The organism is Polynucleobacter hallstattensis (genome assembly GCF_018881835.1).
In the GTDB taxonomy this organism is placed as follows: domain Bacteria; phylum Pseudomonadota; class Gammaproteobacteria; order Burkholderiales; family Burkholderiaceae; genus Polynucleobacter; species Polynucleobacter hallstattensis.
Genome location: NZ_JACVPO010000001.1, coordinates 95,616 through 121,126 on the forward strand (window position 1 = coordinate 95,616; position 25,511 = coordinate 121,126).

Sequence of the window (25,511 nt, forward strand, 5' to 3'; positions counted from 1 at the left end):
GTTGCGGAAGTCGCAGATATCCCTGAGAATTTCTTAAGGGGTCATCTGCGCATTGAGCTTAGCTTGGCTAGGATCATGCAATTTATTCAGTGCTGACAAATAGGCTTTTGCTGAGGCCGCAATAATATCCGGATCAGTTCCAACGCCATTCACGATACGCCCGCCCTTTGCAAGCCTGACAGTCACTTCACCCTGAGATTGCGTGCCAGAGGTGATTGCATTTACAGAGTAAAGCAATTGCTCTGCCCCGCTCTTTACGATCTGCTCAATAGCATTCAAGCTCGCGTCAACTGGACCATTACCTTCAGCCTCAGAGCTCGCTTCTTTATCGCCAACCCGGAAAGTCACTTTAGACTTAGGACGCTCGCCTGTCTCGGAGTGCTGACTTAGAGAAATAAATTTATAGAATTCACCTTCTTCGGCTGCAGCAGAATCTGACATGATGGCAATAATATCTTCATCAAAGATTTCTGATTTTTGATCAGCTAACGTCTTGAAGCGTACAAAAGCTTCATTCAAATCCGCTTCCGCTTCAATCGCAATACCCAATTCCTGCAAGCGCTGCTTGAAAGCATTACGGCCAGATAATTTACCCAAGACAATTTTATTAGTAGCCCAACCCACATCTTCCGCACGCATGATCTCGTAGGTATCCCGATTCTTTAAGATGCCATCTTGATGAATTCCTGAAGTGTGTGCAAACGCGTTGGCACCTACAACCGCCTTATTAGGCTGGACAACAAAGCCAGTAATTTGCGAGACCAACTTCGATGCAGGCACAATTTGAGTGGCATCGATACCGCACACCATATCGAAATAATCTTTGCGCGTACGCAAAGCCATGACAATTTCTTCTAATGCTGTATTGCCAGCACGTTCGCCCAAGCCATTAACAGTACATTCGATTTGGCGAGCACCGCCAATTTTGACGCCAGCCAAGGAATTGGCAACCGCCATACCCAAGTCATTATGGCAATGCACAGACCATACCGCTTTATCAGAGTTAGGAACTCGGGTACGCAAGGTCTTGATGAACTCACCATATAACTCTGGAGTAGCGTAGCCTACGGTATCCGGAATATTGATGGTAGTAGCACCCTCATTAATCACTCCTTCCACCACTCTGCACAAGAAATCCATTTCTGAGCGATAGCCGTCTTCTGCTGAGAACTCCACATCCTCGGCCAGGTTTCTAGCAAAACGAATGGAGCGTTTAGCCTGCTCCAAGACCTCTTCCGGAGACATGCGCAATTTCACGGCCATATGCAATGGGCTAGTTGCCAAAAACGCATGGATCCGTTTTGCATTAGCAGCTTTCAATGCATCAGCAGCCCGAGTAATATCTTTATCGTTAGCGCGAGCGAGTGAACAGACAATCGAGTCCTTCACGGCTGCTGCCACTGCAGAGATTGCCTGGAAGTCACCCTCGGAGCTCGCAGCAAATCCAGCCTCGATCACATCAACCTTAAGACGCTCCAACTGACGGGCAATACGCACCTTCTCATCCTTGGTCATCGAGGCACCAGGCGATTGCTCACCATCACGCAAGGTGGTATCAAAAATGATTACTTTGTCGCTCATCATTACTCTCCGGTTCAATATTGCTTAATTATGCTGACTGCTGATTGATGCTAACTAATTACTAGTTACTAGCCCTAAAAACAAAAACCCCAGCAATTTGCTGGGGCTGGTATGTCGTGGCTAATGAATTACTTTAATCTCATTAACTCAGGCCTTACCTGCCCCAAGCTTTAGGCTCAGTGCTAGTAGAAGCAGGTTAGAAAGTGAGAAATTCATCAACATGGATTAAATATAACCTAAAAATTCTAAATTAGCTAAAACGACGGCCACTCAGATGTTCCCAAGCCCAAATGACATATCCCGAGATGGAATACACCACAAAGAGGCCGAACAGGGTTAAAGGTGGATTGGAAGAAATCAGAACAAAGGTCAGAATCATCAGAACCATAACTCCAAAAGGCACGCGGTAGCGCACATCTAAAGCCTTGCCACTATAAAAACGGGCATTGGATACCATGGTCAAGCCAGCATAAACAGCCAAAAAGAAAGTGATCCAGGGGATGGCACTATCGCGAACGGGGATCTTGTTGTCATCAGCGAGCCAAATAAAGCCAGCAATTAAGGAGCCGGCAGCTGGACTGGGCAAGCCCTGGAAAAACTTCTTATCTACAACGCCAGTATTGACGTTGAAGCGCGCCAGACGTAAGGCTGCTCCTGCACAGTAGGTAAAGGCAGCCAACCAACCCCACTTACCCAAGTCTTTTAAGGCCCATTCATAAGCAACCAAGGCTGGCGCTACACCAAAAGACACCATGTCAGCCAAAGAGTCGTACTGTTCACCAAAAGCACTTTGGGTATTCGTCATACGAGCAACGCGACCATCCATGCCATCCAAAACTAAAGATGCAAAGATGGCAATAGCGGCTATCTCAAACTGGTGGTTCATCGCATTGACGATGGCAAAGAAACCGCAGAATAAGGCTGCGGTAGTGAATGCATTGGGAAGTAAGTAAATGCCTTTACTACGTTTACGTGGCTTATCTACGTGCAACTCTTCCACTTCAAAATCAATACCATCACCCAAGTCCTCCGCCCACTCATCTTGAGTGCGATCAGTGCGAGAGTTTGCTAGGCGACTGCGATCGATACGGCCACGACGACGAAATGTAGGCAAAGAATGTTCCTAGTTAAAACGGCTTAATTAATCTAAGCCGGGTACGCGAGCTAATGCAGTGTTAGTAGCAAAAACTTTATCACCAACGCTGACTAAGGGCTCGGCTGTTAAAGGCAAATATACATCTACACGGGAACCGAAGCGAATAAAGCCATAACGCTCACCCGCCTTAAGTCTATCGCCAACATGGATATAACAAAGAATACGGCGAGCAATAAGGCCTGCAACCTGAACTAGAGTCACGATTTGGCCATTAGCATCAATCACAACAGCATTGCGCTCGTTCTCCGTAGAGGCCTTATCTAAATCGGCATTAACAAACTTGCCGGGGAAATACTGAATCTCTTTTACCGCGCCGTTGACTGCGCTGCGGTTAGAGTGAACATTAAATACGTTCATAAAAACACTAATCTTCAAGGCTTCACGACCCGCATAGGGATCGTTCGCTTTTTCTACTACGACGATACGACCATCAGCGGGAGATAACACAAGATCGCGACCTAAAGCAGCAATACGCTGCGGGTCGCGGAAGAACTGTAGAACAAAGATAAAGATGATCCACAAAGGCCAAGACCATACAATGCCACCAAGATAGTGGACTAGCAAAGTCACAGCCCCCACTAATGCCAAATACGGCCAACCTTCTTTTGCAATAATGGGGTGCGGATACATCATCTTTGTTCTAAGCCTTTTTAGTTACTGCTATCGGTTTCTTGCTACTGTTTACTTAGTTCTTAGTCTGGTCAACTAGCTTGTTCTTGGCAATCCAAGGCATCATGGCGCGTAACTTAGCACCAACCACCTCGATGTCATGCTCAGCGTTCAAGCGACGACGTGAAATCAAAGTAGGCGCACCTGCTTTGTTTTCCAAGATGAAGCTCTTTGCATACTCACCAGTCTGAATATCTTTCAAGCACTGACGCATTGCGTTCTTAGTATCTTCAGTCACAATACGTGGACCAGTGACATACTCGCCGTACTCAGCGTTATTGGAGATTGAATAATTCATGTTGGCAATACCACCTTCGTAAATCAAATCAACAATCAATTTGAGCTCATGCAAGCACTCGAAGTAAGCCATCTCAGGAGCATAACCAGCTTCAACCAAAGTCTCAAAACCAGCTTTGATCAACTCTACTGCGCCACCACAAAGAACAGCCTGCTCACCGAACAAGTCAGTTTCAGTTTCCTCACGGAAGTTAGTTTCGATGATGCCGGCACGACCGCCGCCGTTGGCTGTTGCATATGACAAAGCAACATCGCGAGCTGAACCTGATTTATCTTGATACACAGCGATCAAATGAGGAACACCGCCACCTTGAGCGTAAGTACCGCGGACAGTGTGGCCCGGTGCTTTTGGTGCAATCATGATCACGTCTAAGTCAGCACGTGGCTGCACTTGACCGTAGTGAACGTTAAAGCCGTGAGCAAATGCTAGTGCAGCGCCCTGCTTGATGTTACCGTGAACTTCTTTGCTGTATACATCAGCGATTTGCTCATCAGGCAAAAGCATCATGACTACGTCAGCATCTTTCACGGCTTCGCCAACTTCTTTTACAGTCAAGCCAGCATTCGCAGCCTTACTCCAAGAAGCGCCACCCTTACGCAAACCAACAGTCACGTTACAGCCTGAATCCTTGAGGTTCAATGCGTGTGCGTGACCCTGTGAACCGTAACCAATGATGGTTACTTTTTTACCTTTAATGAGGGATAAATCGGCGTCTTTATCGTAAAAAACTTTCATGCTCTTTCCTTGTTTTGAAAATATAGTTAATGCAGTAATTAGTAAAAAAATTAAACCTTCAGAATGCGTTCGCCGCGCCCAATACCAGAACCACCCGAGCGGACAGTTTCCAAAATTGATGCACGATCAATCGAATCAATGAAGGCATCCAATTTGGCGCCATCACCAGTTAATTCAATGGTGTAACTCTTATCGGTCACATCGATGATACGACCACGGAAAATATCCGTTGTTCGTTTCAACTCTTCACGCTCTTTACCTACTGCGCGCACTTTGATCATCATAAGCTCACGCTCGATATGAGGACCTTCAGTCAAATCAAAAACCTTCACCACTTCAACTAAGCGATTTAAGTGTTTAGTGATTTGTTCTATGACATCCTCAGAGCCAAGAGTGACAATAGTCATGCGCGACAAGGATGGATCTTCTGTTGGTGCAACGCTCAAGGCTTCAATGTTGTAACCACGCGCAGAAAATAAACCAACCACACGAGATAACGCCCCTGGCTCGTTCTCTATCAATACAGAAATAATGTGTCGCATTAGAGATCCTCGCTGCCCAAAAGCATTTCAGTAATACCCTTGCCTGCTTGAACCATTGGCCAAACGTTTTCCTCTGGGTCTGTTTGGAAATCCATAAATACTGTGCGATCTTTTAAACGGATTGCTTCTTTGAGAGCGCCTTCAACATCAGACTTCTTCTCAATGCGCATACCCACATGTCCAAAGGCTTCTGCCAGCTTCACAAAGTCCGGCAATGAATCCATGTATGAACTGGAATAGCGCTTGTTATAAGTCAACTCCTGCCATTGACGAACCATACCGAGGTAACGATTATTCAAAGAGACGATCTTCACGGGCGTGTTGTATTGCTTGCAAGTGGACAACTCTTGAATGCACATCTGAATGGAGCCTTCACCAGTGATGGCGAATACATCGTTATCTGGGAATGCTTTCTTAATACCCATGGCGTATGGCAAACCAACACCCATAGTGCCAAGACCACCGGAATTAATCCAACGACGTGGCTTATCAAACTTATAAAACTGTGCAGCCCACATTTGATGCTGACCTACGTCAGATGTAATAAATGCATCACCACCAGTGAGTTCCCACAACTTCTGAACAACATACTGTGGCTTAACGATTTGGGAGGCTTCGTCGTACTTTAAGCAATCTTTTTTACGCCACTCATTAATCTGCGCCCACCATGCCGCCAATTTAGCCTCATTCTTGCGTGAGCCGGCAGCTTTGAGCTGAGCTGTCATCTCTTGCAATACTTCTTTGAGATTACCAACGATAGGCACATCCACTTTCACCCGCTTCGAAATCACGGATGGATCAATGTCGATATGAATAATCTTGCGAGGATGACTTGCAAAGTGAGTCGTGTTACCAATCACGCGGTCATCAAAACGTGCACCAATGGCAATCAATACATCACTGTGTTGCATCGCCATATTAGCTTCATACGTACCGTGCATACCAAGCATGCCCACAAACTGGGGGCTAGTCCCTGGAAAACCACCAAGACCCATTAAGGTATTGGTAACGGGATAACCCAACAAGTCAGCAAACTCTTTTAATTCTGGAGCAGCATCAGCCAAGATCACACCACCACCGGTGTAGATGAATGGGCGCTCAGCCTCTTGCAGCAAAGAAACCGCCTTACGAATTTGTCCACTATGGCCCTTAACTACTGGGTTGTATGAACGCATCTCCAATGTTTCTGGGTAGACGAATGGTCCTTTAGCTGCAGATACATCCTTAGGGATATCAATCAATACCGGGCCTGGACGACCTGTCTGCGCAATATGGAAAGCCTTCTTAATTACTAGAGGGAGGTCTTTCACATCTTTTACCAAGAAGTTGTGTTTAACCACTGGGCGAGTAATGCCCACGGTATCAGCCTCTTGGAAAGCATCTTCACCAATTGCATACGTTGGTACGTTGCCACTAATGACCACCATTGGAATCGAATCAGTGTAAGCAGTCGCAATTCCGGTAACCGCATTGGTTACGCCTGGGCCTGAAGTCACTAAAGCGACGCCGACCTTACCGGTTGCGCGTGCATAGCCATCGGCCGCATGAACTGCTGCTTGCTCATGGCGAACAAGAATGTGTTCAAACTTGTCCTGCTTGAAAATTTCATCGTAGATAAAGAGAACGGAACCGCCTGGGTAACCCCAAACGTATTCAACACCCTCTTTGTGTAAAGCCTTCACCAGCATCTCAGCACCAATCATTTCTGGTGGAGTTGCTGCGGGATTTGTATTTGTTGTGTCTTGATTAGCTTTAGAAGCTAAAAATTCGGCGCTACTTGTATTCATTTTCATTCGTCCTTTGCAATTTTCGGCAAAAAATTGTTTGGTCTGTTCTGTCTCTTGCTTGTGGCCTGAGTTCGAACGGCGCTGCTACCGGAAAAAACCACTTCTTGAATGAGATTCTAGGTAGTAAGCCCTATATTCTATAGCAATCCCCTAAAATAGACGAATTCCCTCTGATTCAGGTCTAATCTACTGAATGGCTTCACCCCAAGAACTTTCTGACTTTCTGAGTAGTGTTGAGCAGCGCGCTTTCAAGCAAGCGGTCTATGCTGTGCGAGATGACGATGCGGCCTTAGACATTGTTCAAGACGCCATGATTAAGTTAGCCGAAAAATATGGTGATCGCCCTGCTGCAGAATTGCCACTGGTTTTCACCAGAATCCTGCAAAATCGCATTCACGACTGGTTTAGACGTCAAAAAGTTCGTAATACTTGGATCACCCTGTTCTCGAATATGGGTAAAAAATCCGATGAAAGCGATGATTTTGACCCCCTGGAGTCACTTTCAGCTCCAGATGATAGTGAAATTCACCAAGATGGTGCATTTAAGCTTGAACGTAGTCAGCTATTACAGGCTTTAGAGTCAGAAATATCAAAATTGCCTGCCCGTCAACGAGAAGCCTTCCTGATGCGTTATTGGGATGAGCTGAGTATTACTGAAACTGCCCTTGCGATGAGTTGTAGCGAGGGAAGCGTCAAAACCCACTGCTCAAGAGCCACTCAGGCTCTAGCTAAAGCATTGAAATTAAAAGGAATTACTCTGTGAACCGCAACGAAGACACTCTCAGCAAAATAGAAGCAGATCAATTTGGTCTGACCGCTGCCGCCCTGCTCCGCCAAGGAACTCAATCCTTGCCAGCGGGAATCAAAGATCGTCTGTATGCGGCGCGCCTCAAAGCCCTTTCCGTCAAAAAACCAGAAAAAGTGCGTATTGAGCAGCTTATTTTGGCAAGCTCTAGCGGAAACTGGTCTTCTGGCTCACGCTCATTCTGGGATAACGTCGGCTGGGTTGCCCCGCTAGTCGTATTAGTGTTTGGTCTTATTGGCATCGCCCAATGGCAGCAAGATTCCCGTATCAACGATATTGCTGAACTTGATGTTGCCCTCTTAACTGATGATGTCCCACCCGATGCCTATGCTGATAGCGGCTTTTTGGGGTTTCTCAAAAACGGTCCCTTAGCGGAATCGGATCAAGATAGCCTTAGTTCAGTTAAGACTCCATCCTAAGTGACATAAGAAGCTCAGTTAGCGCATGCTAAAAAATAGATGGTTCTTGAGCGCCTCACTAAGCATCAGCATGATGTTGGTGATTGGCGCCCTAGGATCGGTGCAAAGTTCCGACCTATTTGCCCAAACATCGGCAACTGCTCCTGGAAAAACTAGTAGCATCCCAGAAAAAAAACCAGATGGCACTTGGGAGGGGCTTAAACCAGGGCAACAAAAAATCCTAGCTCCACTGGAAGATGATTGGGATTACATGCTCCCAGACAGTCGTAAAAAATGGATACAAGTTGCTAATTTATATCCCAAGATGAGTGAGGCCGATCAACAGCGACTGCAATCCCGCATGACAGGCTGGTCTAATCTCTCTCAAAAAGACCGTCGCTTGGCTCGAGAAAACTATTTAAGTAGTCTCAAGTTCCCAGCTGAGAAAAAAGCGGAGGCTTGGAGTGCTTATCAAAAGCTAAGTGATGAGCAAAAGAAGAAGTTAGCCCAAGCAGAGGTTAATAAGAAAAAGCCAACGGCTTTAAATGCGCCTACATTACAACAGCATCCGATTAAACAACAATCGATCTTAGCGCCGCCTCCAATAGTCAGTAGCGCTCCTGCTTCAGAACCCCCTGCATCGAACAGTAGCCCGGATAGCGGCTCAAACAATCCCTAGTCTGTGATAAGTCCCGCTGAATTAGACCTACTACCTGCTCCACAGTTTTGGCGACGGGTCTCTTGCATTCTTTATGAGCAATTGGTTTTATTAGGCGTCATCGCTCTTACCTTCCTACTTCCCAATTTGGGATTAGGCATTCTGTTTGGTGTATCCCTGCCAAGTTGGCTCACCTTTCTCTATCTCTATGCCGTCCTGGGCGTTTACTTTATTTGGTATTGGACTAAGTCGGGACAGACACTGGCGATGCAAACATGGCGAGTACGTATGATTGGTCCAGGCGGATACAAGCTGACTCGCAGACAAGCGATTTGGCGTTATTTTTTTGGGTCATTGTGGCTAGTGCCTTGCGTGATTTTGCAGTGGTTATTCGAGCTACAGAGATGGCAGATTATTGAAATGCTGTTTGCAATTGCTTTATTTCTGTGGCCACTGAGCATTTACTTAGATCGCGTTAAACCGCTACTACGTCAAAGTCTGCCAGATCGTTTAAGTAGAACGCGTTTAGTGGAATTACCGAAGGACTTAGTTAAGCTTAATTAAACCAAGCTAGGCTCTAAGTCGAGTTAGGTCTCACGCAAACATTCCATTGCAGTAGCGGTTTGAATTCTTCTCTGAAAGCGATAACCCGCTAGTAGGCAAGCAGTTACCCCAAAGCCGATACCCATCGCTAAAGACTGCGCAAATGCATTGAACTCAATCTCCAATACAAATCGGCCAAGTGCCCATGCTGCAATTCCGGCAGCGAGTCCAGCCAAAGTTCCTGCAAGCACTCCAATAATCAGGAGCTCGGTTAATGCAATCTTCCCCAGCAAATAGCGGGACGCACCTACCGCTTTTAGCAAAGCTGCACTCCTGAAACGCTCATCTTGTGTTGCCGCTATCGCAGCTACTAACACTAAAATCGCTGCCGCAATGGTGAAAGTGAACAAGAGACCCAATACAGAAGATAGTCGATCAAGTACATCCTGTATTTGTTTTAGCGATGTCCCCACATCCACGATGGTGAGATTAGGATAGGCCTGAGCAAGCTGATAATCCAAACCTTCAATTGCAGCGCTTTGATAATACGAAGTAATCCAAGATTGAGGCATTTCTGCGAGCATTGCAGGCGGCATGATGACAAAGAAATTCACTTTCATCGAACTCCAATCCAACTTACGCAAAGAAGTAATGGGCGCAGTGACTTTTTCACCGGCAAGCTCAAAGGTCATTTGATCGCCCAGCTTTAACTTCAAACTCTTTGCAATCCCCATCTCCAGCGAAACTTGTGGAGCACCCCCTTCAATCCATTTTCCGGACGTAATCCGATTACCCTCAGGCAACTGCTCGGTGTACGAGAGATTGAATTCTCGATCAACTAAGCGGCGTGCATTTTCATCAATGTAATCATTGGGTCCAATGGTCTTTCCATTAATCTCAACTAAGCGCGCACGAACCATGGGGCTAAAACTCGGCTTTACTACTCCCGCATCCAGTAGTGAGCGAGTAATACTAGCTTTTTGATCTTCCTGAACATTAATCATGAAGCGATTGGGCGCATCGACTGGGATATTGCCCTGCCAGGTAGCCAATAAATCTTGTCGGAGTAATAGGATGAGCAGTAAGGCCATCAAGGCGATACCTAGCGCCGTGATTTGCATGACTGCAAAGCCAGAGCGACGCGCTTGTACTGTCAGTGCAAAGCGTAATGCGAAGTGATGATTACTCCATCTGGAAAACAGGAGCTTGAGTAAACCAAGGCATGACCAAGAAACTACGGCAAAGAGCGCAAGGGCCAAGCCAAAACTAGCGGCAACCCAGGAGGCTAGCTTCCAATCTTGAGCTGCAAGCGCGATCAAGACAAGACAAGTACCCAATCCAAAGAGCGCGACCCACAGCACCTTGATGTTCACCGAACCCAATTCTTTGCGAATCAGTCGTACCGGTGAAATCATGACCAAACTAAATAAGGGTGGGCCAGCAAAACCGATTAGTAGACAGGAGGAAAACAAAATGCTCCAAACCAAAGGCCAAAGTGAGAGTGCAGGTAAATTGGCAAATATGAGATTGCCCAAGATCCCAATCAATATCTCTTGAACGCCGTAAGCAATCGCAGCACCCATCACAGCTGCCGATATACACAGTGCACCCAATACCCTGACTTGCTTCACTAGAATAGTCCTTTGGCTTGCGCCAAGGCATTTCATGACAGCGCAAACATCCGCCTGCTTTAAAACATAGCGACGCGCTGATAAGGCAATCGCTACCGCAGCTACCATGGCCGTTAGTAAGGCCACTAAGGCTAAAAAGCGCTCAGCCCGCTCAAGGGTTTTACGCATGACAGGCTGCGCATTTTCTAAGGTCTCAATGCGCAATCCTCGGAGACTTTCGGATGCAATTGATTGCGTTGCCCACTGTTCATAATCAGAGATGGCCGAATCATTGCCAGCTAGAAGAAGTCGATAGGTCACCCGGCTGCCCAGACCAATCAGGCCGGTGGCTGGTAAATCATCCAGCGACATCATGACGCGTGGTGCGAAATTCATAAAACCAGCACCTCGATCAAGCTCGCGCTCCAAAATACCGCTAATCAGGAATGCCTTATCACCCAATAGCATCTGATCCCCGACATTTGCCTTTAGCGCACTGAGCATTGCGGGGTCCACCCAAACCGAACCTACTGGCGGAGTTGTACTGACTGATGAAGGTGATACCTGCAGAGTACCGCGCAAGGGGTAGGCAGAACTGACGACCTTTAGGGAGGCAAGCTTACTTTGCGCCCCTACCGTAGCCATACTCGGAAAGACAATCGTTTGAGCCGAGCTGAGCTGTCGCCCCTTGGCTTCCTGAATGAAGCGCTCAGGCAGGGGTTGATCAGAAACGAGTAATAGATCTGCAGCAAGCAGCTGGCGGGCATCGAACTGAAAGGCCCGCTGCATTCGGTCGGCCAAGAAACTAACGCTGGATAAAGCGGCTACAGAGAGCGTCAGCGCAACCAATAGCGCTACTAGCTCACTAGATCGCAGATCTCGCTGAATACCTCGAAGAAAGCTGGTTAACACTCCTTTAGACCGCCTGAATCTGGCCACCATCCACACGAATCACTGAGCCAGTAATGTAGGAGGCATTTTGACTAGCCAGAAAGGCTGCAGCATCTCCATACTCTTGCGGATCACCATAACGACCCATCGGAATCTGGTTTTGACTTGCTTTGACCACAGATTCATAGCTCACATTTTCACGTTGGGCGCGTGCTTCATCTAGTTGACGTAAACGATCGGTTGCCACACGACCTGGCATGATCACATTCACGGTAACTCCATCAGCTGCTACCTCTGCTGCCAAAGTTTTAGACCAAGCCAGTAACGCAGCACGCAAGGTATTGGAGATGGCAAGATTTTTAATGGGGGCAATAGCACCTGAAGTAGTGCTCGTAATAATGCGGCCCCATTTACGTTGACGCATTCCCGGTAGAACTCGATCAGTGATGCTGATAAGTGATAGGACCATATCGTTAAAACTCTTTTGCCACAAAGCGGGGTCTTGTCCAGTCGCCAGTGTCGGAGGAGGCCCACCAGTGTTATTGATCAAGATATCAATCGGGCCTAGTTCTTTTTCTACCTTACTCACCAAGCCATCGATCAAGGATGCATCAGAAAGATCCCAGCTCAAAGCCAATGCTTTTCCACCGGCAGCTTCAATCATTTCAACCGATTTTTTTAATCCCTCGGGGTTACGACCAGTCACCGCCACTTTGACGCCCTCACGCGCCAAAGAAACGGCCATCGCCTGACCTAAACCTCGGCTAGATGCCATCACTAATGCAACCTTACCTTTGAGTCCTAAATCCATGTCTTCTCCAATATTGTTTTATTTACTGTCATTCTAGAATGCCTACTGCCCTAAAGGTGGAGGCAGATTACCAGCGTACTTATAAAGTGCCACCTCATACTCTTTCAAAATTTGCGCCAAGGCTTCCTGCTGGCCCAGCACCAATGCCTGGGGGGTATTGTCTTTGAGTGCAACTCTCTTGGTATAGCGGTTTTTACCAATAACCGGGTTACGCTTTTGGGGGTCAGTTGCAGTAAGAAAAAATTCTATAGTGACAACCGCCTCTGGACGAACCCGGTAATCACCATAAAAATCTTCTATGGATGTCTGCAAGATGTAATACGGAAAGAAGCTATTGCCCTGACCTACGGTCATGGAGAAGATTTGGGCATTATTCAACCACTGTCGTGTCGCGTTACTGACCATCTCATTTGGTAAAGCAGAATACGTATTATAAAAATCCTTTTCATAGCGCTGATCACCCAAGCGATAAACCAAAGACTTACCGTCAAAAGGCGGTGTTGTAGATGATGAACCCATCTTGAGCCACAAATCACTGCGCGGCTTATAGGGAGCACCAGTACGCTCTGGCGCCACCATCCAACTACTGGTCTCTAGTGCCGGTATTTTAGGCAATGAGCAGGCGCTTAATGCGGCCGCTATGAATACAAAAGCGGCAAACTGAATCAAGCGAGAGTTTTTAGTCATCTGAATTTTCATTTTTGGACTCCATTCATTGGAGGCGTAATACGTGCAGGTGGCTCACCCCAAATCAGAGTAGCTGGAGATTGACTTGCGACACGGGTAAATTCATTCAACTGCTCGCTGGCCTGACGAAGATTCTCTAAGGTTACAGTGGTATCACCCTGCACACTAGTGACGGTTTGACGCAAAGAAACCATGGTCGCAACCAATTCACGCATCAGAATATTGAGTTGATCTTTATCGGTGACCTTAGCAATTCGATCCAATAAGACGTTAAGATCTTGAACTGTATTGATCAGACCCGCATTATTTTTGCCGTCACCAGCCATCAATTGATTTAGATTACCCAGCAAGGCATCAAACTTCTTCTGAGTCCCATCGATATCCATGCCATTCAGTGAGCTAATTAACTTCTGAACTCCAGAAATAATTTCATCCGCTTGGTTGGGCATTGAAGGGACCACTGCATATTCGGGCGTCCAAGGATAAGACAATTGGGAGTATTTAGAGGCGCCTGGATAAAAATCTAACTCAACGTAATTTACGCCAGTAATGCCCATCGAACGTATACGCGCACGCAAGTTATCTTTGATGAATGTTTCCAAGTGACTTTTTTCAAGAGCATCCCCATAGATTTGCATTCTCACAACGACATACTCTTGCTTTTGAACCATCGGAACTTCTTTTTCATACAAGTCACCCGATAACGCAATCAATGTCACCTGTCCAATCTTGACGCCTCGAAAGCGAACCGCTGCACCAGCATCTAGGCCTGTCACTGATTGCTTGACATAGGTTTCAACCATAAATGATTTTTTAAAAAATTGCCCTGAGCCAAAGATCAAGATGACGGTGAGTAATGCACCGATTGCCGCAAGAACAAAAATTCCTAAACGGAAATAATTAGGATTGGAGTTATTACTCATGCTGCGTCCTTGCTCATGATGCGATTAAAAAATTGATGTACTCGAGGGTCTTTGCTACTATCCCTTAATACATTAGGATCACCCTCGGCAATAATGCCTTTAGCATCCTTGTCCAACATGATTACCTTGTCAGCAATCGAATAAATGCTAGCTAATTCATGTGAAACAATCACAAAAGTAAATCCTAAGTTTTTTGAGAGATCTAAAATCGTGCTGTCAAGATCTGCCGACGTAATTGGATCAAGACCTGCCGAAGGCTCATCTAAAAATAATATTTTAGGATCTAAAGCCATCGCCCGTGCGATCGCAGCCCGCTTTTGCATGCCGCCGCTAATCTCGCTAGGCATATACGTTTCATACGGAAGTAAGCCTACCAAGTCCAGTTTGCATCGGGCCAATAAATTCATCTGATCTCTAGTCAGTTGGGTGTACTCCTCCATAAAGAGTGTCACGTTATCGAGCAGATTCATAGAACCAAATAAAGCGCCCTGCTGATACATGACTCCAAAGCTCGTCATGATTTTTTGGCGCTCAGCACCTTGGGCAGTAGTGATATTTTGACCCTCGATCAGCACATCACCAGCAAGTGGTTGATAGAGACCAAATAAGTTCTTTAAGAGGCTTGATTTACCGCAACCTGATCCACCCAAAATCACAAAAATCTCACCGTTCTTAACTGAGAAGTTCAGATTCTGTAACAGCACTTTTGAGCCATAGCCCACAGTGAGGTTTTGCACGTCAATCGATTTACCCAGTTCATCCATCAGAAACCGGTCCTGTAAGAGATATAGGCAAAGATACCGTCTACTAATACGATCATGACAATACTACTCACCACTGCTCTTGTTGCGGAGATTCCTACGGCCGCCGCACCGGTACCAGTTTGCATACCCCGTAAACAACCCATTGCAGAAATAACTACACCGAAGAGAGTGGCCTTAACAAGGCCAGAGAGTACATCCTCAACATCGACAGCAGCTAACATACCGTTGTAGAAATTAATAAAGGGAATGCCATAAATTTGCATTGTCAGCATCGAAGAAAAAATGCTGACGATATCGGCATACAAGGTCAATATTGGTGCTACCAATATTCCGGCCAGTACTCTTGGTACAACTAGAAATCGAATGGGGCTTAAGCCGCCAGTGACAAGTGCATCGACTTCACTATTCACGGTCATCGTACCAATCTCGGCTGCAAATGCTGCTGATGAGCGGCCGGCAAGCAAGATCGCAGTAATCAGCGGCCCCATCTCTCTGACGATGCCTAGCGCAGCGAGTGGCCCGACAAATGAGACGGCGCCAAATTGCTGCATACCAATCGCAGCCTGAAAAGATAAAATGACGCCAATCAAAAATGCCACTAGGCCAACAATCGGTAATGCGGAAATGCCTGCCTCTACAGCAGCGTTTACAAAATCACCCCAACGAACTTGCCTAACATTACGTATTGACCAAATTAAATCTGCTGACAGGTGACCAGTAAATGTCACTAGGCCACGGGCATCATCCATTAAATTCTGCGCAGCCATACCAACACTCACAACCAAACTTCTTTTTTGTTTTGCAGCGGGGACAGGAAACAAGTTATCAATAGGATCAAATTCACGTAAGAGGGGCTGATACTTCGGATCTAAACCTTGGATATCAAACTGTCCACCTGCTTTCTTCTGCGCTTCTTGCACATCAATCAAAAATGCAAATGCCGATCCATCTAAAGAGCTGACTTTTGATGCGTCAAAAATCAATGAGTGTGCCAGTGCATTTCCTTGCCCTAGCCACTGATCTTGCTTTTCCCGAACATCAGCCCACACTTTGGCCAATGAATACACATTGACAGCACCACTCAAGCTGACCTCAGCATGGGTCGTATCCACTTGCGACCAAACCGCCACTGGAGTCAGGAAATTTAAAGAATTAGGGCCTGAAATGCTCATAGGCAAACTATAAGGGATCTAAATGAAACCACTATGAAATGCCAAAAAAGAAAAAGGGCCCAGTCTTTCAACTAGGCCCTGTAAGGGTTGGTGCGGCTGGCAGGAATTGAACCCACGACCCCTTGGTTCGTAGCCAAGTACTCTATCCAGCTGAGCTACAGCCGCAACAGCCATAATTATGCCATGGAAGAGAAGAACTACATCACGCCCGCCGGTCACGAGCGCATTAAAAGTGAGCTTTTACAGCTCTTAAACCTGGATCGGCCAGAGGTTGTCAAGGTTGTCCACTGGGCCGCCTCTAATGGTGACCGCTCCGAGAATGGTGACTATATTTATGGAAAAAAGCGACTGCGTGAGATAGATCGCCGGATTCGCTTCCTCAATCAGCGTCTTGAATTTGCGGTAGTGGTAGATAACCAGGTCCGAAGATCAGGTGAAGCAGATGCCGATCAGGTCTTTTTTGGGGCTACCGTGACTTATGAGAACTTGGAAGGCGTCGATGCTGGCAAAAAGACAAGCATCACGATTGTTGGGGTCGACGAGGTTGATTTAGATCTGGGTCACGTTAGCTGGGTGTCACCCATTGCTAAAGCCTTAATCAAGTCACGCCTGGGTGATTGCGTCAAAATTCAGACACCAACTGGCCCAACTGAAATTGAAATCCTAGCTATTCAGTACCAGTAATTGGGATTGATGGGGCTTAGCTACCCCTCACACGGGTAACGCGCATCACGTCATGGTTCGCACGCAAACTACGCATCACTTTAGAGAGGTGCAGGCGACCTGATACTTGGATAGTGAAACGAATAGTGACGGCATCTTCTTTATAGCGATCATCCATGGATACGTTCATGATGTTGGAGTCTGCAGCAGTCACACTACTGGCCACTCTAGCTAATACACCTTTACCTTGGCGCGTATCAATCGCCAAGTCAACCTCAAACTCCCGATTGACCTCTTTACCCCACTCTACCTCGACCCACTTATCACTATCTTTAGAGAGCATTCTGAGGGCTACTTGGCAGTCATTGGTATGTACCTGCAAACCTTCGCCTTTGCCAAGATACCCAATAATGTTGTCACCTGGAATCGGGTGACAACAGGTTTGGAAATGAATTGAGTTGCCTTCTCGACCATCTACCAAGATGGCTTGGCGCTGGTGATGATGCGAGGCAATTTCTTGCTGGGGAGAGACCCAGTCTGCTGCGCCCAAGCGCATTTGGTCAGAGCCACCCTCATCATCAATCAAAATATTTAAGCGGATCGCTAACTCTTGAGAGGATCTACGGCCCAAGGCAATATTGACGCAGGCCTCTTCACGCGTTTTATCGCCAGTCCAATGCAATAACTTTTCCCAAAGTTCTGGGGATAGCAATCCTGCATCCACACCCTGCTGACGCAAAGCGCTAGCCAAGAGACGTTCGCCTAACTGCAAAGACTCGGCGTAATGCTTGGTCTTAAGTGAATGGCGTATCGAGGCGCGAGCCTTACCTGTCCTGACAAATGCTAGCCAACCTGGATTAGGCTGAGAATTAGCAGATGTCACCACCTCCACAATGTCGCTGTTCTTTAACTCGCTACGTAAGGGTAACTGCATGCCGTTGATCTTGACTGCTACGCAGGTATTACCTACATCACTATGGATGGAGTAAGCAAAATCAAGAGCAGTAGCGCCACGTGGCAAGGCCCTAATCTGCCCTTTAGGAGTAAAGACATAAACCGCATCTGGGAACAGATCGATTTTGACGTGCTCTAAGAATTCTTGAGAATCCCCACTACTATCCTGAATATCAATCAAGGATTGCAGCCATTGATGCGCACGGTTTTGCACCTCACTCATATCAGGACCGCCATCTTTATAGGCCCAGTGCGCAGCAACACCTGCTTCAGCAACCGCATGCATATCGCCAGTACGTATCTGAAACTCTACCGGCACCCCTGATGGCCCTAGTAGCGTTGTATGCAAAGACTGATATCCATTGAGTTTAGGAATGGCAATGTAATCCTTAAACTTTCCAGGCATCGGCTTATAGAGTGCGTGCAAAAGACCGAGCGCGCGATAGCACTCGTCAATTGAATGGACTGTCACTCTAAATGCATATACATCGAGTACCTGAGAAAAACTCAAATGCTTGTTACGCATTTTGTTGTAGATGCTAAAAAGGGTTTTTTCTCGGCCCTGCAGATCCACCTCGAGATTAGCTTTTGCAAATGCCAGCCGAGCATTCTGCAAAATCTTCTCTACCATCTCTTTACGATTACCACGCGCCCGCTTGACAGCGCCTTCAATCACCCTAAAGCGCATGGGCATGGAGTAGCGGAAACTCAAGTCCTGCAGGTCGCGATAAATAATATTCAGACCGAGACGGTGTGCAATCGGGGCATAAATCTCAATCGTTTCAGCAGCTACCCGGCGACGCTTTTCCATTGGGACGGCATCGAGCGTGCGCATATTGTGAGTGCGATCAGCAAGCTTCACTAAAATCACCCGAACATCGCGCGCCATTGCCATAAACATCTTGCGAAAGCTTTCGGCTTGCGCCTCGGCATGGCTTTGAAACTCCAACTTATCAAGCTTAGTTAAACCCTCTACGAGCTCAGCCACTTTGCTGCCAAACTTACCCACTAGGTCTGCTTGAGTACAACCCGTATCCTCAATCACATCATGCATTAAAGCTGCCATGATGGAAGATGCGTCTAAGCGCCAAGTAGCGCAAAGCTCAGCAACTGCTACCGGATGGGTAATATAAGGTTCACCACTATGGCGGTACTGCCCAAGATGAGCCGCATCAGCAAAATGAAAGGCTTGCTTGATGAGAGAAACTTCATCGGGCTTGAGATAGCCCAATTTAGAAATCAATCCATCAATCGAAACAACTTGGTGCTTTAGAGGTAGTGCAGGCGCCGATGTTGGGCCAAATAGATGTCGGCTCGACTGAGCCAACAAAGTTGCGATGATGGAAGACTTATCGCTATTAGCGACCTCTCTAGGCGAGATCTGACCTTTAAGTTCCGATGTGTTTGGGTCGCCTAAGGGGAGCTCCACAACGGAACCCCTGAATTACAAAGGTACTTTGGTCAACATGTCACGGTCGGTTACACCAGCAGCAACTTCACGCAACGCAACTACAGTTGCTTTATCTCTGGACTCAACACGTGGGGAGTGACCTTGAACTAATTGACGTGCGCGATAGGTCGCGGCCAATACCAGCTCAAAACGATTGGGGATAGTTTTTAGACAATCTTCTACAGTAATACGGGCCATGCTGGACTCACTTAAATTTAGCTTTAATACCTATAGGATAACTGATTAGACTCCGAGGCGCTTTAAAAGTGCAGGGTTACGAGCCATAATCGGCCCTGAGCGCAGGCGGCTGGCTGCGACCACCTGTCGCAAATCAATCAATGCCCGCTCAAAATCATCATTGATCACAATGAAATCGGCTTCGTGAGCATGCTGGAGCTCTAGATGGGCTGCAGCCAATCTTCTCTGAATGGTAGCCTCATCATCCTGACCCCGTTTACGCAAGCGCTCCTCAAGAGCCTCAAATGAAGGTGGAAAAATAAAGATCCACTGCACTTCGGGAATGATTTGACGAATCTGCTGTGCGCCCTGCCAGTCGATTTCTAACATCACATCGCGCCCGGTTTTCATCTGAGTCTCAATCCAAGCTTTGGATGTACCGTAAAAATTACCGTGTACTTCAGCGTGCTCTAAAAAAAGACCTTGGTCACGCTCCGCAATAAATTCTGCTCTCTTGATAAAGCGATAGTCCTTACCATCCACTTCACCCGGCCTGGGTGCGCGTGTTGTCGTTGAAAGTGAAAGCTTAAGGGCTGCGTCTTCTTGCAGCAAGGCATTCACCAAGGAAGATTTACCGGCTCCTGATGGAGCGACGATCATCAACATACTGCCTTGGTAGGCAGGAGATAAATTTGCTTTAGGTTTAGGGCTGGCCATGGTGATTAAGGTAAGTGATTGAGGTAAGCAATAGTTACTCTAAATTTTGCACTTGTTCACGCATCTGCTCAATCAACAGCTTGAGCTCTAAAGCAGCTTGCGTGCATTCCTCTGAAACCGATTTGGAGCTCAGGGTGTTGGCTTCACGGTTTAATTCCTGCATTAAGAAATCCAAACGTTTCCCTACTGGGCCCTTACCAGCTAAGGCAGTGTCAACTACTTGAAGATGGGTCTTAAGTCGGGCAAATTCTTCTGCCACATCAATACGTACGGCATAGAGCACAACCTCTTGACGAATACGTTCCATTAATTCAGTACCAGATCCACTGCTTCCCTTTCCTTGCTCTTGGGCAGCTAAGGCCTCAGATAGACGCTCGGTGAGTTTTTCTTGATACTGAGAAACGTAAAGGGGAACCTTTGGCTCTATCACCTTCACTATCTCCCGCATTTTGCTGGTGATATTGCTTAGCACTGTAACCAAGGCCTTACCTTCGGCTTGGCGACTATCCATTAGAGCGGCTAGGGCAGCGCGGCCCGCTTCAACGGTAGCAGCAATCCAGCCTTCTTCTTCACCTCTCGGCTCAGAAACAATCCCAGGCCAACGCAAAATATCGGCGATATGTAAAGCCTCTGCATTCGGGAAGGCTACTTGAGCGTGTTCTTGCAGTGTGTAAAGCGCATCTAGGCGGTCTTTGTTTAAGGCGCCCAAGGCATGGGGATTCGCCTTGGCGGCGCCAGCAGCACCGGCATTCACCCGCCATGCAGCACGAAACTCGACCTTGCCCCGAGAAAGACTTTGCGTAGCTAGCTCTCTTAAGGCAGGCTCAGCCCCGCGACACTCGTCCGGAAGACGAAAGCCCAAATCCAGAAAGCGGCTATTTACAGCCCGACATTCCACTTGCAGATCAGCCACTACGCCAGCTCCTAGGGAGACTTGGCGAGAAGCGCTGCCATAACCAGTCATGCTCGATATCATAGGGACATTGTAGATCTTTAGGACCACACCCCATGACTCAGCCCAACATCACCCGCCCCAGTGGCCGCGCCCCAGCCCAGTTACGCCCTGTGAGTATCAGCCGCGCTTTTACCAAGCATGCCGAAGGCTCAGTCCTGATTGCCTTTGGTGACACCAAAGTGCTCTGTACAGCCAGCGTGCTGGAAAAGGTGCCGCCCCATAAAAAAGGTTCTGGTGAAGGTTGGGTTACTGCCGAGTACGGTATGTTGCCCCGCTCTACTCATACGCGTAGTGACCGTGAAGCCGCTCGTGGCAAACAATCTGGTCGCACACAAGAGATTCAGCGTTTGATCGGCCGTGCGATGCGCAGTGTCTTTGATTTGAAAGTATTAGGTGAAAGAACAATCCATTTAGATTGCGATGTGCTGCAAGCCGACGGTGGAACACGAACTGCATCGATTACCGGTGCTTATGTTGCAGCTCGTGATGCGATCAACACCCTCCTTGAAAGTGGTGCTCTGAAAGCTGACCCCATCATCGATAGTGTTGCTGCGATTTCTGTTGGCATCTACCATGGAGTTCCCGTCCTGGATTTGGATTATCCAGAGGACTCCTCTTGCGATACCGATATGAATGTAGTCATGACTGGCAAAGGCGGCATGATTGAAGTGCAAGGTACTGCTGAGGGTCCTGCTTTCTCCCGCACCGAATTAAATGCTTTGTTAGATCTGGCCGAAGAAGGTATCCGTGATTTAACTCAGCTACAAAAAGAAGCCTTCAAATAAAAGCTTAAAGGTCGATGGTGCAAAAGCTCGTTCTCGCCTCTAACAATGCCGGTAAGGTCCTTGAATTTCAGGAACTACTGGCGCCCTTCCATTTTCAGGTCATTCCTCAAGGTGAATTGGGTATTCCGGCGGCAGAAGAACCGCACCAAACATTTATCGAGAATGCGCTTGCTAAGGCGCGCCATGCCAGCGCTGCGAGTGGCTTACCTGCACTCGCGGACGACTCCGGGATTTGTGCTCATGCACTAGATGGGGCACCTGGAGTGCATTCAGCACGTTATGCGGGGCTTGATGGTGATAATGCGGCCAATAATCAGAAGCTGGTTGCAGCATTACAGGGCAAATCTGATCGTGGAGCGCACTATGTTTGTGCTCTTGTGATGGTCAATAGCGCCAAGGATCCAGAGCCACTGATTGTGCAAGCCCGTTGGTATGGGCAGATCGTTGATGAGCCTCAGGGTGATCGTGGTTTTGGTTACGACCCGCACTTTTTTATACCAGAGCTGGGCAAGACCGTCGCTCAATTAGAGCCTGTTGAGAAAAACCAGATCAGCCATCGAGGCCAAGCCTTGCATGAACTCATTACCCAACTCCAAGTCCGTGCTCAATACGCTTAATACTGTTTTGGCTACGCAGCCAAAACTCACTGCCCTACCCCCGCTGTCTTTGTACATTCACTTTCCGTGGTGTGAAAAGAAATGTCCATACTGTGACTTCAACTCGCATCAAATTAAAGATGGCAAGCAAGGCTTTGATGAAGCGCGTTATATCAAGGCCCTCATTACTGATCTAGAGACTGAGCTCCCTCGCATCTGGGGTCGTCAAGTGCATAGCATCTTTATTGGCGGCGGCACGCCAAGCTTGTTATCTGCCAATGGCATGAATGAACTCCTTTCGGCCATTCGGGCACGGGTGAACCTAGAGCCTGATTGTGAGATCACGATGGAAGCCAATCCGGGCTCAGTGGAGACTGATAAGTTTGCTGGATTTGCTAAAGCAGGAATCAATCGCGTCTCTTTAGGGATTCAGAGTTTTCAAGATGCGCAACTCAAAGCTTTAGGGCGTATCCATAATGGTCAAGAAGCCAAGCGCGCAATTGCAATTGCTCTGCAACACTTTAAATCCGTTAATCTTGATCTCATGTTTGGCTTGCCCAATCAAACCTTAGAAGCCGCAAGATCCGATATTGAAACCGCCCTCTCGTTTAAGACTCCACATCTATCTTTTTATAACCTGACGCTAGAACCCAATACTTACTTCGCAAGCTTCCCCCCAAAACTTCCCAGCGAAGATGAGATTGATGCAATCTTTGAGCAGAACTTAAAACTGCTAGAGACAGCAGGCTATCGACGCTATGAAGTATCTGCTTACGCCAAAAAAGGTCACGAGTGTAAACACAATCTCAATTACTGGCGCTTTGGCGATTACATCGGGATTGGCGCAGGTGCGCATGGAAAGATTTCCTTCCCTGACAAAATTACGCGTCAGGTGCGAGAACGTCATCCAGAAACCTATATGCAAGCAATAGAGACTAAGGGCGATGCCTTGATCGAAGCGAGAGAGATTGCGGCTAAAGATCTCCCTTTTGAATTCATGCTCAATACCTTGCGCCTGACTGATGGCGTAGATACCGTTACATTTGGAGAGCGCACTGGCTTGCCACTCAATGTCGTGTCTAAAGGATTGGATGAGGCGAGCAAAAAAGGTTTATTAGATTCCAATCCCAACAAGCTCAAAGCAACCGAACAAGGATTGCGCTATCTCAATAACTTACAAGAACTGTTTTTGTAAAAACTAGATACTTGCCTGGGAATTTAAATTACTTTCCAGCCCAAGTGGGCGGCTTACCATCCAAGAATGCAGCAACGCCATTCTTAAAATCGTCACTGCCATAGCACTCTCGAATGAGATCATTGCAATCAGGTAAATTATTTTTAATGATTCTTGCGAGAGTTTGCTTGCTAGATTTTTGCGTGATAGGCGCCAAGCTCATTAGGCGCTCAGCCAGCTGATGTGACTCACTCTCCAGCGCTTGAGCAGGATACATGGCCAAGAGGTAGCCCTGTTTGAGTAGCTCAGGTGCCGTCACGAGCTCAGCTAGTAATAACATACGCTTGACGATATTGATACCCAGATGCGCAACGAGCCAAGCAACATTAGCAGCAGATAAACAATTACCCAGTGTTTTGGCAATAGGCACTCCGAAGCGCGCATCGGGTGTGGAGATTCTGAAATCGCAACAACTAGCAATTGCAAGACCTCCACCAACCGCCATGCCATCAATGACTGCAATCGTTGGAATAGGCAACATGGCTAAGGGTGCGAGGTAAGCATCAATACCCTCTTCGTACAAAATACCATCTTCACCAGAACTAAATCCAGAGAACTGGGCGATATCACTACCCGAGACAAAAGACTTACCGCCAGCACCCCTCAGAATAGCAACTCTCGCAGAAGAATTCTGAGTCAAATCCTCGCAAATCGATTTGAGGCTTTGGTACATTCCCACTGTCATTGCATTACGAGCAGCAACATGGTCAAAAGTAATATATGCAATGTTATTGCGAAGCTCTAAACGAACTTCGGCAATACGATCTGGGGTGGAGTTAATGGCTGTTGTCATGAAATAAAAAACCCTCCCTCCTTCAAGAGAGAGGGTTGATGAACACTATAGCCCAATTAGCTAAGCTAGTTTGATAAAAACAGGAAATGAATTATTCAGCCTTGATATTCAAGCTCTTTACCAAGCGCTGATACTTCACCAACTCAGCTGCCAGGAACAAATTAAAGGCTGCCGGTGTTGCTGGACCTTCTGGTTGCAAGCCTTGAGCATCCAATGTTTTCTTAATCTCTGGATCATTGGTAGCTGCTTTTACAGCCTGATCAATTCTATTCACAACTGCAGGATCCATACCTTTAGGTCCCATCACGGAATACCAGTTGGTCACATCAAAGCCAACAATACCTACCTCATTAAATGTAGGGACGTTCGGTAGTAATGCCAAGCGCTTCGGCGTGGAGATCGCCAAAGCCTTTAAGTTGCCTTGACGAATCTGTTGCAAGTTTGGCGGCAAAGTATCAAAGTTCATTGTGATTTGACCACCCAATAAATCCACAATCGCCTGACCGCTACCTTTGTAAGGAACGTGATTCATTTCTACGCCAGCAATCTTGGAGAATAAGGCGCCAGCTAAATGCTGAGTACTACCGATACCAGAAGAGCCATAAGTCATCTGACCTGGATTTTGCTTCGCCAAGGAAATCAATTGAGCTACCGAGTTTACTGGCAGGGAAGATTTAACTACCAACACATTTGGGACATAACCTAAATAAGTGATTGGTGTGAAGTCAGTCGCTGGGTTGTAAGGCACATTCTTAAGCACAAATGGAGAAATCGCATTCGAATTGGAATGCCCCATCAGCAAGGTGTAGCCATCCGGATTCGATTTGGCAACCAGGTCTGCGCCAATAGTTCCAGCTGCACCAGACTTATTTTCAATGATGATGCTTTGGCCTAAGATCTCACCCATCTTAGGAGCAATAGCACGAGCCACAATATCCGTGCCGCCACCAGGAGCAAAACCAACAATTAAGCGAATAGGTTTTGTTGGGAAGGCTTGCTGAGCATTAGCGGTTAATGAAAAAGCGCTGCAGATACCCAGCGCCAAGAAAGCGAATCTGCGCAAAATCTGTTTAGGGGCTTGATTGGTCATACGGTCTCCATTTTTTGTTTTATATTCAATGCTGTGAATGAACTTTGCAATATAAACATATAAAAAC

General features: G+C 47.1%; 26 protein-coding genes and 1 tRNA gene. 8 read left to right on the forward strand and 19 right to left on the reverse strand.

Going from position 1 to position 25,511, the window contains the following annotated elements; genetic code table 11:
• Window positions 1-33 precede the first annotated feature (33 nt).
• From ICN26_RS00505 to ICN26_RS00530, 6 genes are all read right to left on the reverse strand, one after another.
• Complete coding sequence (locus ICN26_RS00505; RefSeq protein ID WP_216266113.1) at window positions 34-1,581, reverse strand: 2-isopropylmalate synthase; 1,548 nt, start codon at window positions 1,579-1,581, stop codon at window positions 34-36.
• A 250-nt stretch (window positions 1,582-1,831) separates the two neighbouring features.
• Window positions 1,832-2,695: a CDP-diacylglycerol--serine O-phosphatidyltransferase gene (gene pssA / locus ICN26_RS00510; protein WP_046329935.1), complete on the reverse strand. Its 864-nt coding sequence runs from the start codon at window positions 2,693-2,695 to the stop codon at window positions 1,832-1,834.
• Window positions 2,696-2,722: 27 nt separating this feature from the next.
• On the reverse strand, window positions 2,723-3,370 hold the full coding sequence (locus ICN26_RS00515; protein WP_216266114.1) for a phosphatidylserine decarboxylase: 648 nt from the start codon (window positions 3,368-3,370) through the stop codon (window positions 2,723-2,725).
• A 52-nt stretch (window positions 3,371-3,422) separates the two neighbouring features.
• Entirely contained in the window at window positions 3,423-4,439 is a 1,017-nt protein-coding gene (gene ilvC / locus ICN26_RS00520; RefSeq protein ID WP_216266115.1) for a ketol-acid reductoisomerase, read from the reverse strand.
• Between the two features lie 50 nt (window positions 4,440-4,489).
• A complete protein-coding gene (gene ilvN / locus ICN26_RS00525) occupies window positions 4,490-4,981 on the reverse strand; it encodes an acetolactate synthase small subunit (protein ID WP_046329932.1) in 492 nt (163 codons plus the stop codon).
• Entirely contained in the window at window positions 4,981-6,768 is a 1,788-nt protein-coding gene (locus tag ICN26_RS00530) for an acetolactate synthase 3 catalytic subunit (RefSeq protein ID WP_216266116.1), read from the reverse strand. Before ICN26_RS00530 ends, ilvN begins: the two co-directional genes overlap by 1 nt.
• Before the next feature lie 193 nt (window positions 6,769-6,961).
• Between ICN26_RS00530 and ICN26_RS00535 the strand changes: the two genes are divergently transcribed.
• The 4 genes from ICN26_RS00535 to ICN26_RS00550 are packed head-to-tail and all read left to right on the forward strand — an operon-like array spanning window position 6,962 to window position 9,193.
• Window positions 6,962-7,531: an RNA polymerase sigma factor gene (locus tag ICN26_RS00535; protein ID WP_216266117.1), complete on the forward strand. Its 570-nt coding sequence runs from the start codon at window positions 6,962-6,964 to the stop codon at window positions 7,529-7,531.
• Window positions 7,528-7,992, forward strand: a complete 465-nt coding sequence (locus tag ICN26_RS00540; protein WP_216266118.1) for a DUF3619 family protein — start codon at window positions 7,528-7,530, stop codon at window positions 7,990-7,992. The genes ICN26_RS00535 and ICN26_RS00540 overlap by 4 nt, the downstream gene beginning before the upstream one ends.
• Before the next feature lie 25 nt (window positions 7,993-8,017).
• Window positions 8,018-8,650, forward strand: a complete 633-nt coding sequence (locus ICN26_RS00545) for a DUF3106 domain-containing protein (RefSeq protein ID WP_255534331.1) — start codon at window positions 8,018-8,020, stop codon at window positions 8,648-8,650.
• A 3-nt stretch (window positions 8,651-8,653) separates the two neighbouring features.
• Window positions 8,654-9,193, forward strand: a complete 540-nt coding sequence (locus tag ICN26_RS00550) for an RDD family protein (RefSeq protein WP_369411760.1) — start codon at window positions 8,654-8,656, stop codon at window positions 9,191-9,193.
• A 23-nt stretch (window positions 9,194-9,216) separates the two neighbouring features.
• Here ICN26_RS00550 and ICN26_RS00555 read toward each other — a convergent pair whose 3' ends face one another.
• From ICN26_RS00555 to ICN26_RS00585, 7 genes are all read right to left on the reverse strand, one after another.
• Window positions 9,217-11,694: an ABC transporter permease gene (locus tag ICN26_RS00555; protein ID WP_369411761.1), complete on the reverse strand. Its 2,478-nt coding sequence runs from the start codon at window positions 11,692-11,694 to the stop codon at window positions 9,217-9,219.
• Between the two features lie 4 nt (window positions 11,695-11,698).
• Entirely contained in the window at window positions 11,699-12,484 is a 786-nt protein-coding gene (locus tag ICN26_RS00560; protein WP_216266120.1) for an SDR family oxidoreductase, read from the reverse strand.
• Window positions 12,485-12,526: 42 nt separating this feature from the next.
• Window positions 12,527-13,183 (reverse strand): ABC-type transport auxiliary lipoprotein family protein, encoded by a 657-nt coding sequence (locus ICN26_RS00565; protein WP_255534332.1) that lies wholly within the window; start codon window positions 13,181-13,183, stop codon window positions 12,527-12,529.
• On the reverse strand, window positions 13,180-14,094 hold the full coding sequence (locus ICN26_RS00570) for an MlaD family protein (RefSeq protein WP_216266121.1): 915 nt from the start codon (window positions 14,092-14,094) through the stop codon (window positions 13,180-13,182). Before ICN26_RS00570 ends, ICN26_RS00565 begins: the two co-directional genes overlap by 4 nt.
• Entirely contained in the window at window positions 14,091-14,858 is a 768-nt protein-coding gene (locus tag ICN26_RS00575; RefSeq protein ID WP_216266122.1) for an ABC transporter ATP-binding protein, read from the reverse strand. Before ICN26_RS00575 ends, ICN26_RS00570 begins: the two co-directional genes overlap by 4 nt.
• Window positions 14,858-16,030 carry an MlaE family ABC transporter permease gene (locus tag ICN26_RS00580; protein WP_216266123.1) on the reverse strand — a complete coding sequence of 391 codons (1,173 nt, stop codon included), beginning with the start codon at window positions 16,028-16,030 and terminating at the stop codon, window positions 14,858-14,860. Before ICN26_RS00580 ends, ICN26_RS00575 begins: the two co-directional genes overlap by 1 nt.
• Before the next feature lie 88 nt (window positions 16,031-16,118).
• A tRNA-Arg gene (locus ICN26_RS00585) sits at window positions 16,119-16,195 on the reverse strand.
• Window positions 16,196-16,213: 18 nt separating this feature from the next.
• On the opposite strand from ICN26_RS00585, the gene greB reads away from it, so the two are divergent.
• The gene (gene greB, locus ICN26_RS00590) at window positions 16,214-16,714 is read left to right on the forward strand and encodes a transcription elongation factor GreB (protein WP_216266124.1); all 501 of its coding nucleotides are present in this window, start codon (window positions 16,214-16,216) and stop codon (window positions 16,712-16,714) included.
• Between the two features lie 16 nt (window positions 16,715-16,730).
• On the opposite strand, the gene ICN26_RS00595 is transcribed toward greB, so the two are convergent.
• The 4 genes from ICN26_RS00595 to ICN26_RS00610 form a co-directional block, all read right to left on the reverse strand.
• A complete protein-coding gene (locus tag ICN26_RS00595) occupies window positions 16,731-19,028 on the reverse strand; it encodes a RelA/SpoT family protein (RefSeq protein ID WP_369411797.1) in 2,298 nt (765 codons plus the stop codon).
• A 63-nt stretch (window positions 19,029-19,091) separates the two neighbouring features.
• Window positions 19,092-19,295, reverse strand: a complete 204-nt coding sequence (gene rpoZ, locus ICN26_RS00600; protein WP_011902918.1) for a DNA-directed RNA polymerase subunit omega — start codon at window positions 19,293-19,295, stop codon at window positions 19,092-19,094.
• Between the two features lie 45 nt (window positions 19,296-19,340).
• Window positions 19,341-19,991 (reverse strand): guanylate kinase, encoded by a 651-nt coding sequence (gmk, locus tag ICN26_RS00605; RefSeq protein WP_216266126.1) that lies wholly within the window; start codon window positions 19,989-19,991, stop codon window positions 19,341-19,343.
• A gap of 34 nt (window positions 19,992-20,025) precedes the next feature.
• Window positions 20,026-20,967: a YicC/YloC family endoribonuclease gene (locus ICN26_RS00610; protein ID WP_216266127.1), complete on the reverse strand. Its 942-nt coding sequence runs from the start codon at window positions 20,965-20,967 to the stop codon at window positions 20,026-20,028.
• Window positions 20,968-20,999: 32 nt separating this feature from the next.
• On the opposite strand from ICN26_RS00610, the gene rph reads away from it, so the two are divergent.
• The 3 genes from rph to hemW are packed head-to-tail and all read left to right on the forward strand — an operon-like array spanning window position 21,000 to window position 23,522.
• Window positions 21,000-21,731 carry a ribonuclease PH gene (gene rph / locus ICN26_RS00615; protein WP_216266128.1) on the forward strand — a complete coding sequence of 244 codons (732 nt, stop codon included), beginning with the start codon at window positions 21,000-21,002 and terminating at the stop codon, window positions 21,729-21,731.
• Between the two features lie 17 nt (window positions 21,732-21,748).
• A complete protein-coding gene (gene rdgB / locus ICN26_RS00620) occupies window positions 21,749-22,348 on the forward strand; it encodes an RdgB/HAM1 family non-canonical purine NTP pyrophosphatase (protein WP_216266129.1) in 600 nt (199 codons plus the stop codon).
• Complete coding sequence (hemW, locus tag ICN26_RS00625; protein ID WP_216266130.1) at window positions 22,305-23,522, forward strand: radical SAM family heme chaperone HemW; 1,218 nt, start codon at window positions 22,305-22,307, stop codon at window positions 23,520-23,522. The genes rdgB and hemW overlap by 44 nt, the downstream gene beginning before the upstream one ends.
• Window positions 23,523-23,550: 28 nt before the next feature.
• On the opposite strand, the gene ICN26_RS00630 is transcribed toward hemW, so the two are convergent.
• Both ICN26_RS00630 and ICN26_RS00635 read right to left on the reverse strand, forming a co-directional pair.
• Window positions 23,551-24,354, reverse strand: a complete 804-nt coding sequence (locus ICN26_RS00630; RefSeq protein WP_216266131.1) for an enoyl-CoA hydratase/isomerase family protein — start codon at window positions 24,352-24,354, stop codon at window positions 23,551-23,553.
• 91 nt (window positions 24,355-24,445) lie between these two features.
• Window positions 24,446-25,444, reverse strand: a complete 999-nt coding sequence (locus ICN26_RS00635; RefSeq protein WP_216266132.1) for a Bug family tripartite tricarboxylate transporter substrate binding protein — start codon at window positions 25,442-25,444, stop codon at window positions 24,446-24,448.
• Window positions 25,445-25,511: the final 67 nt, after the last annotated feature.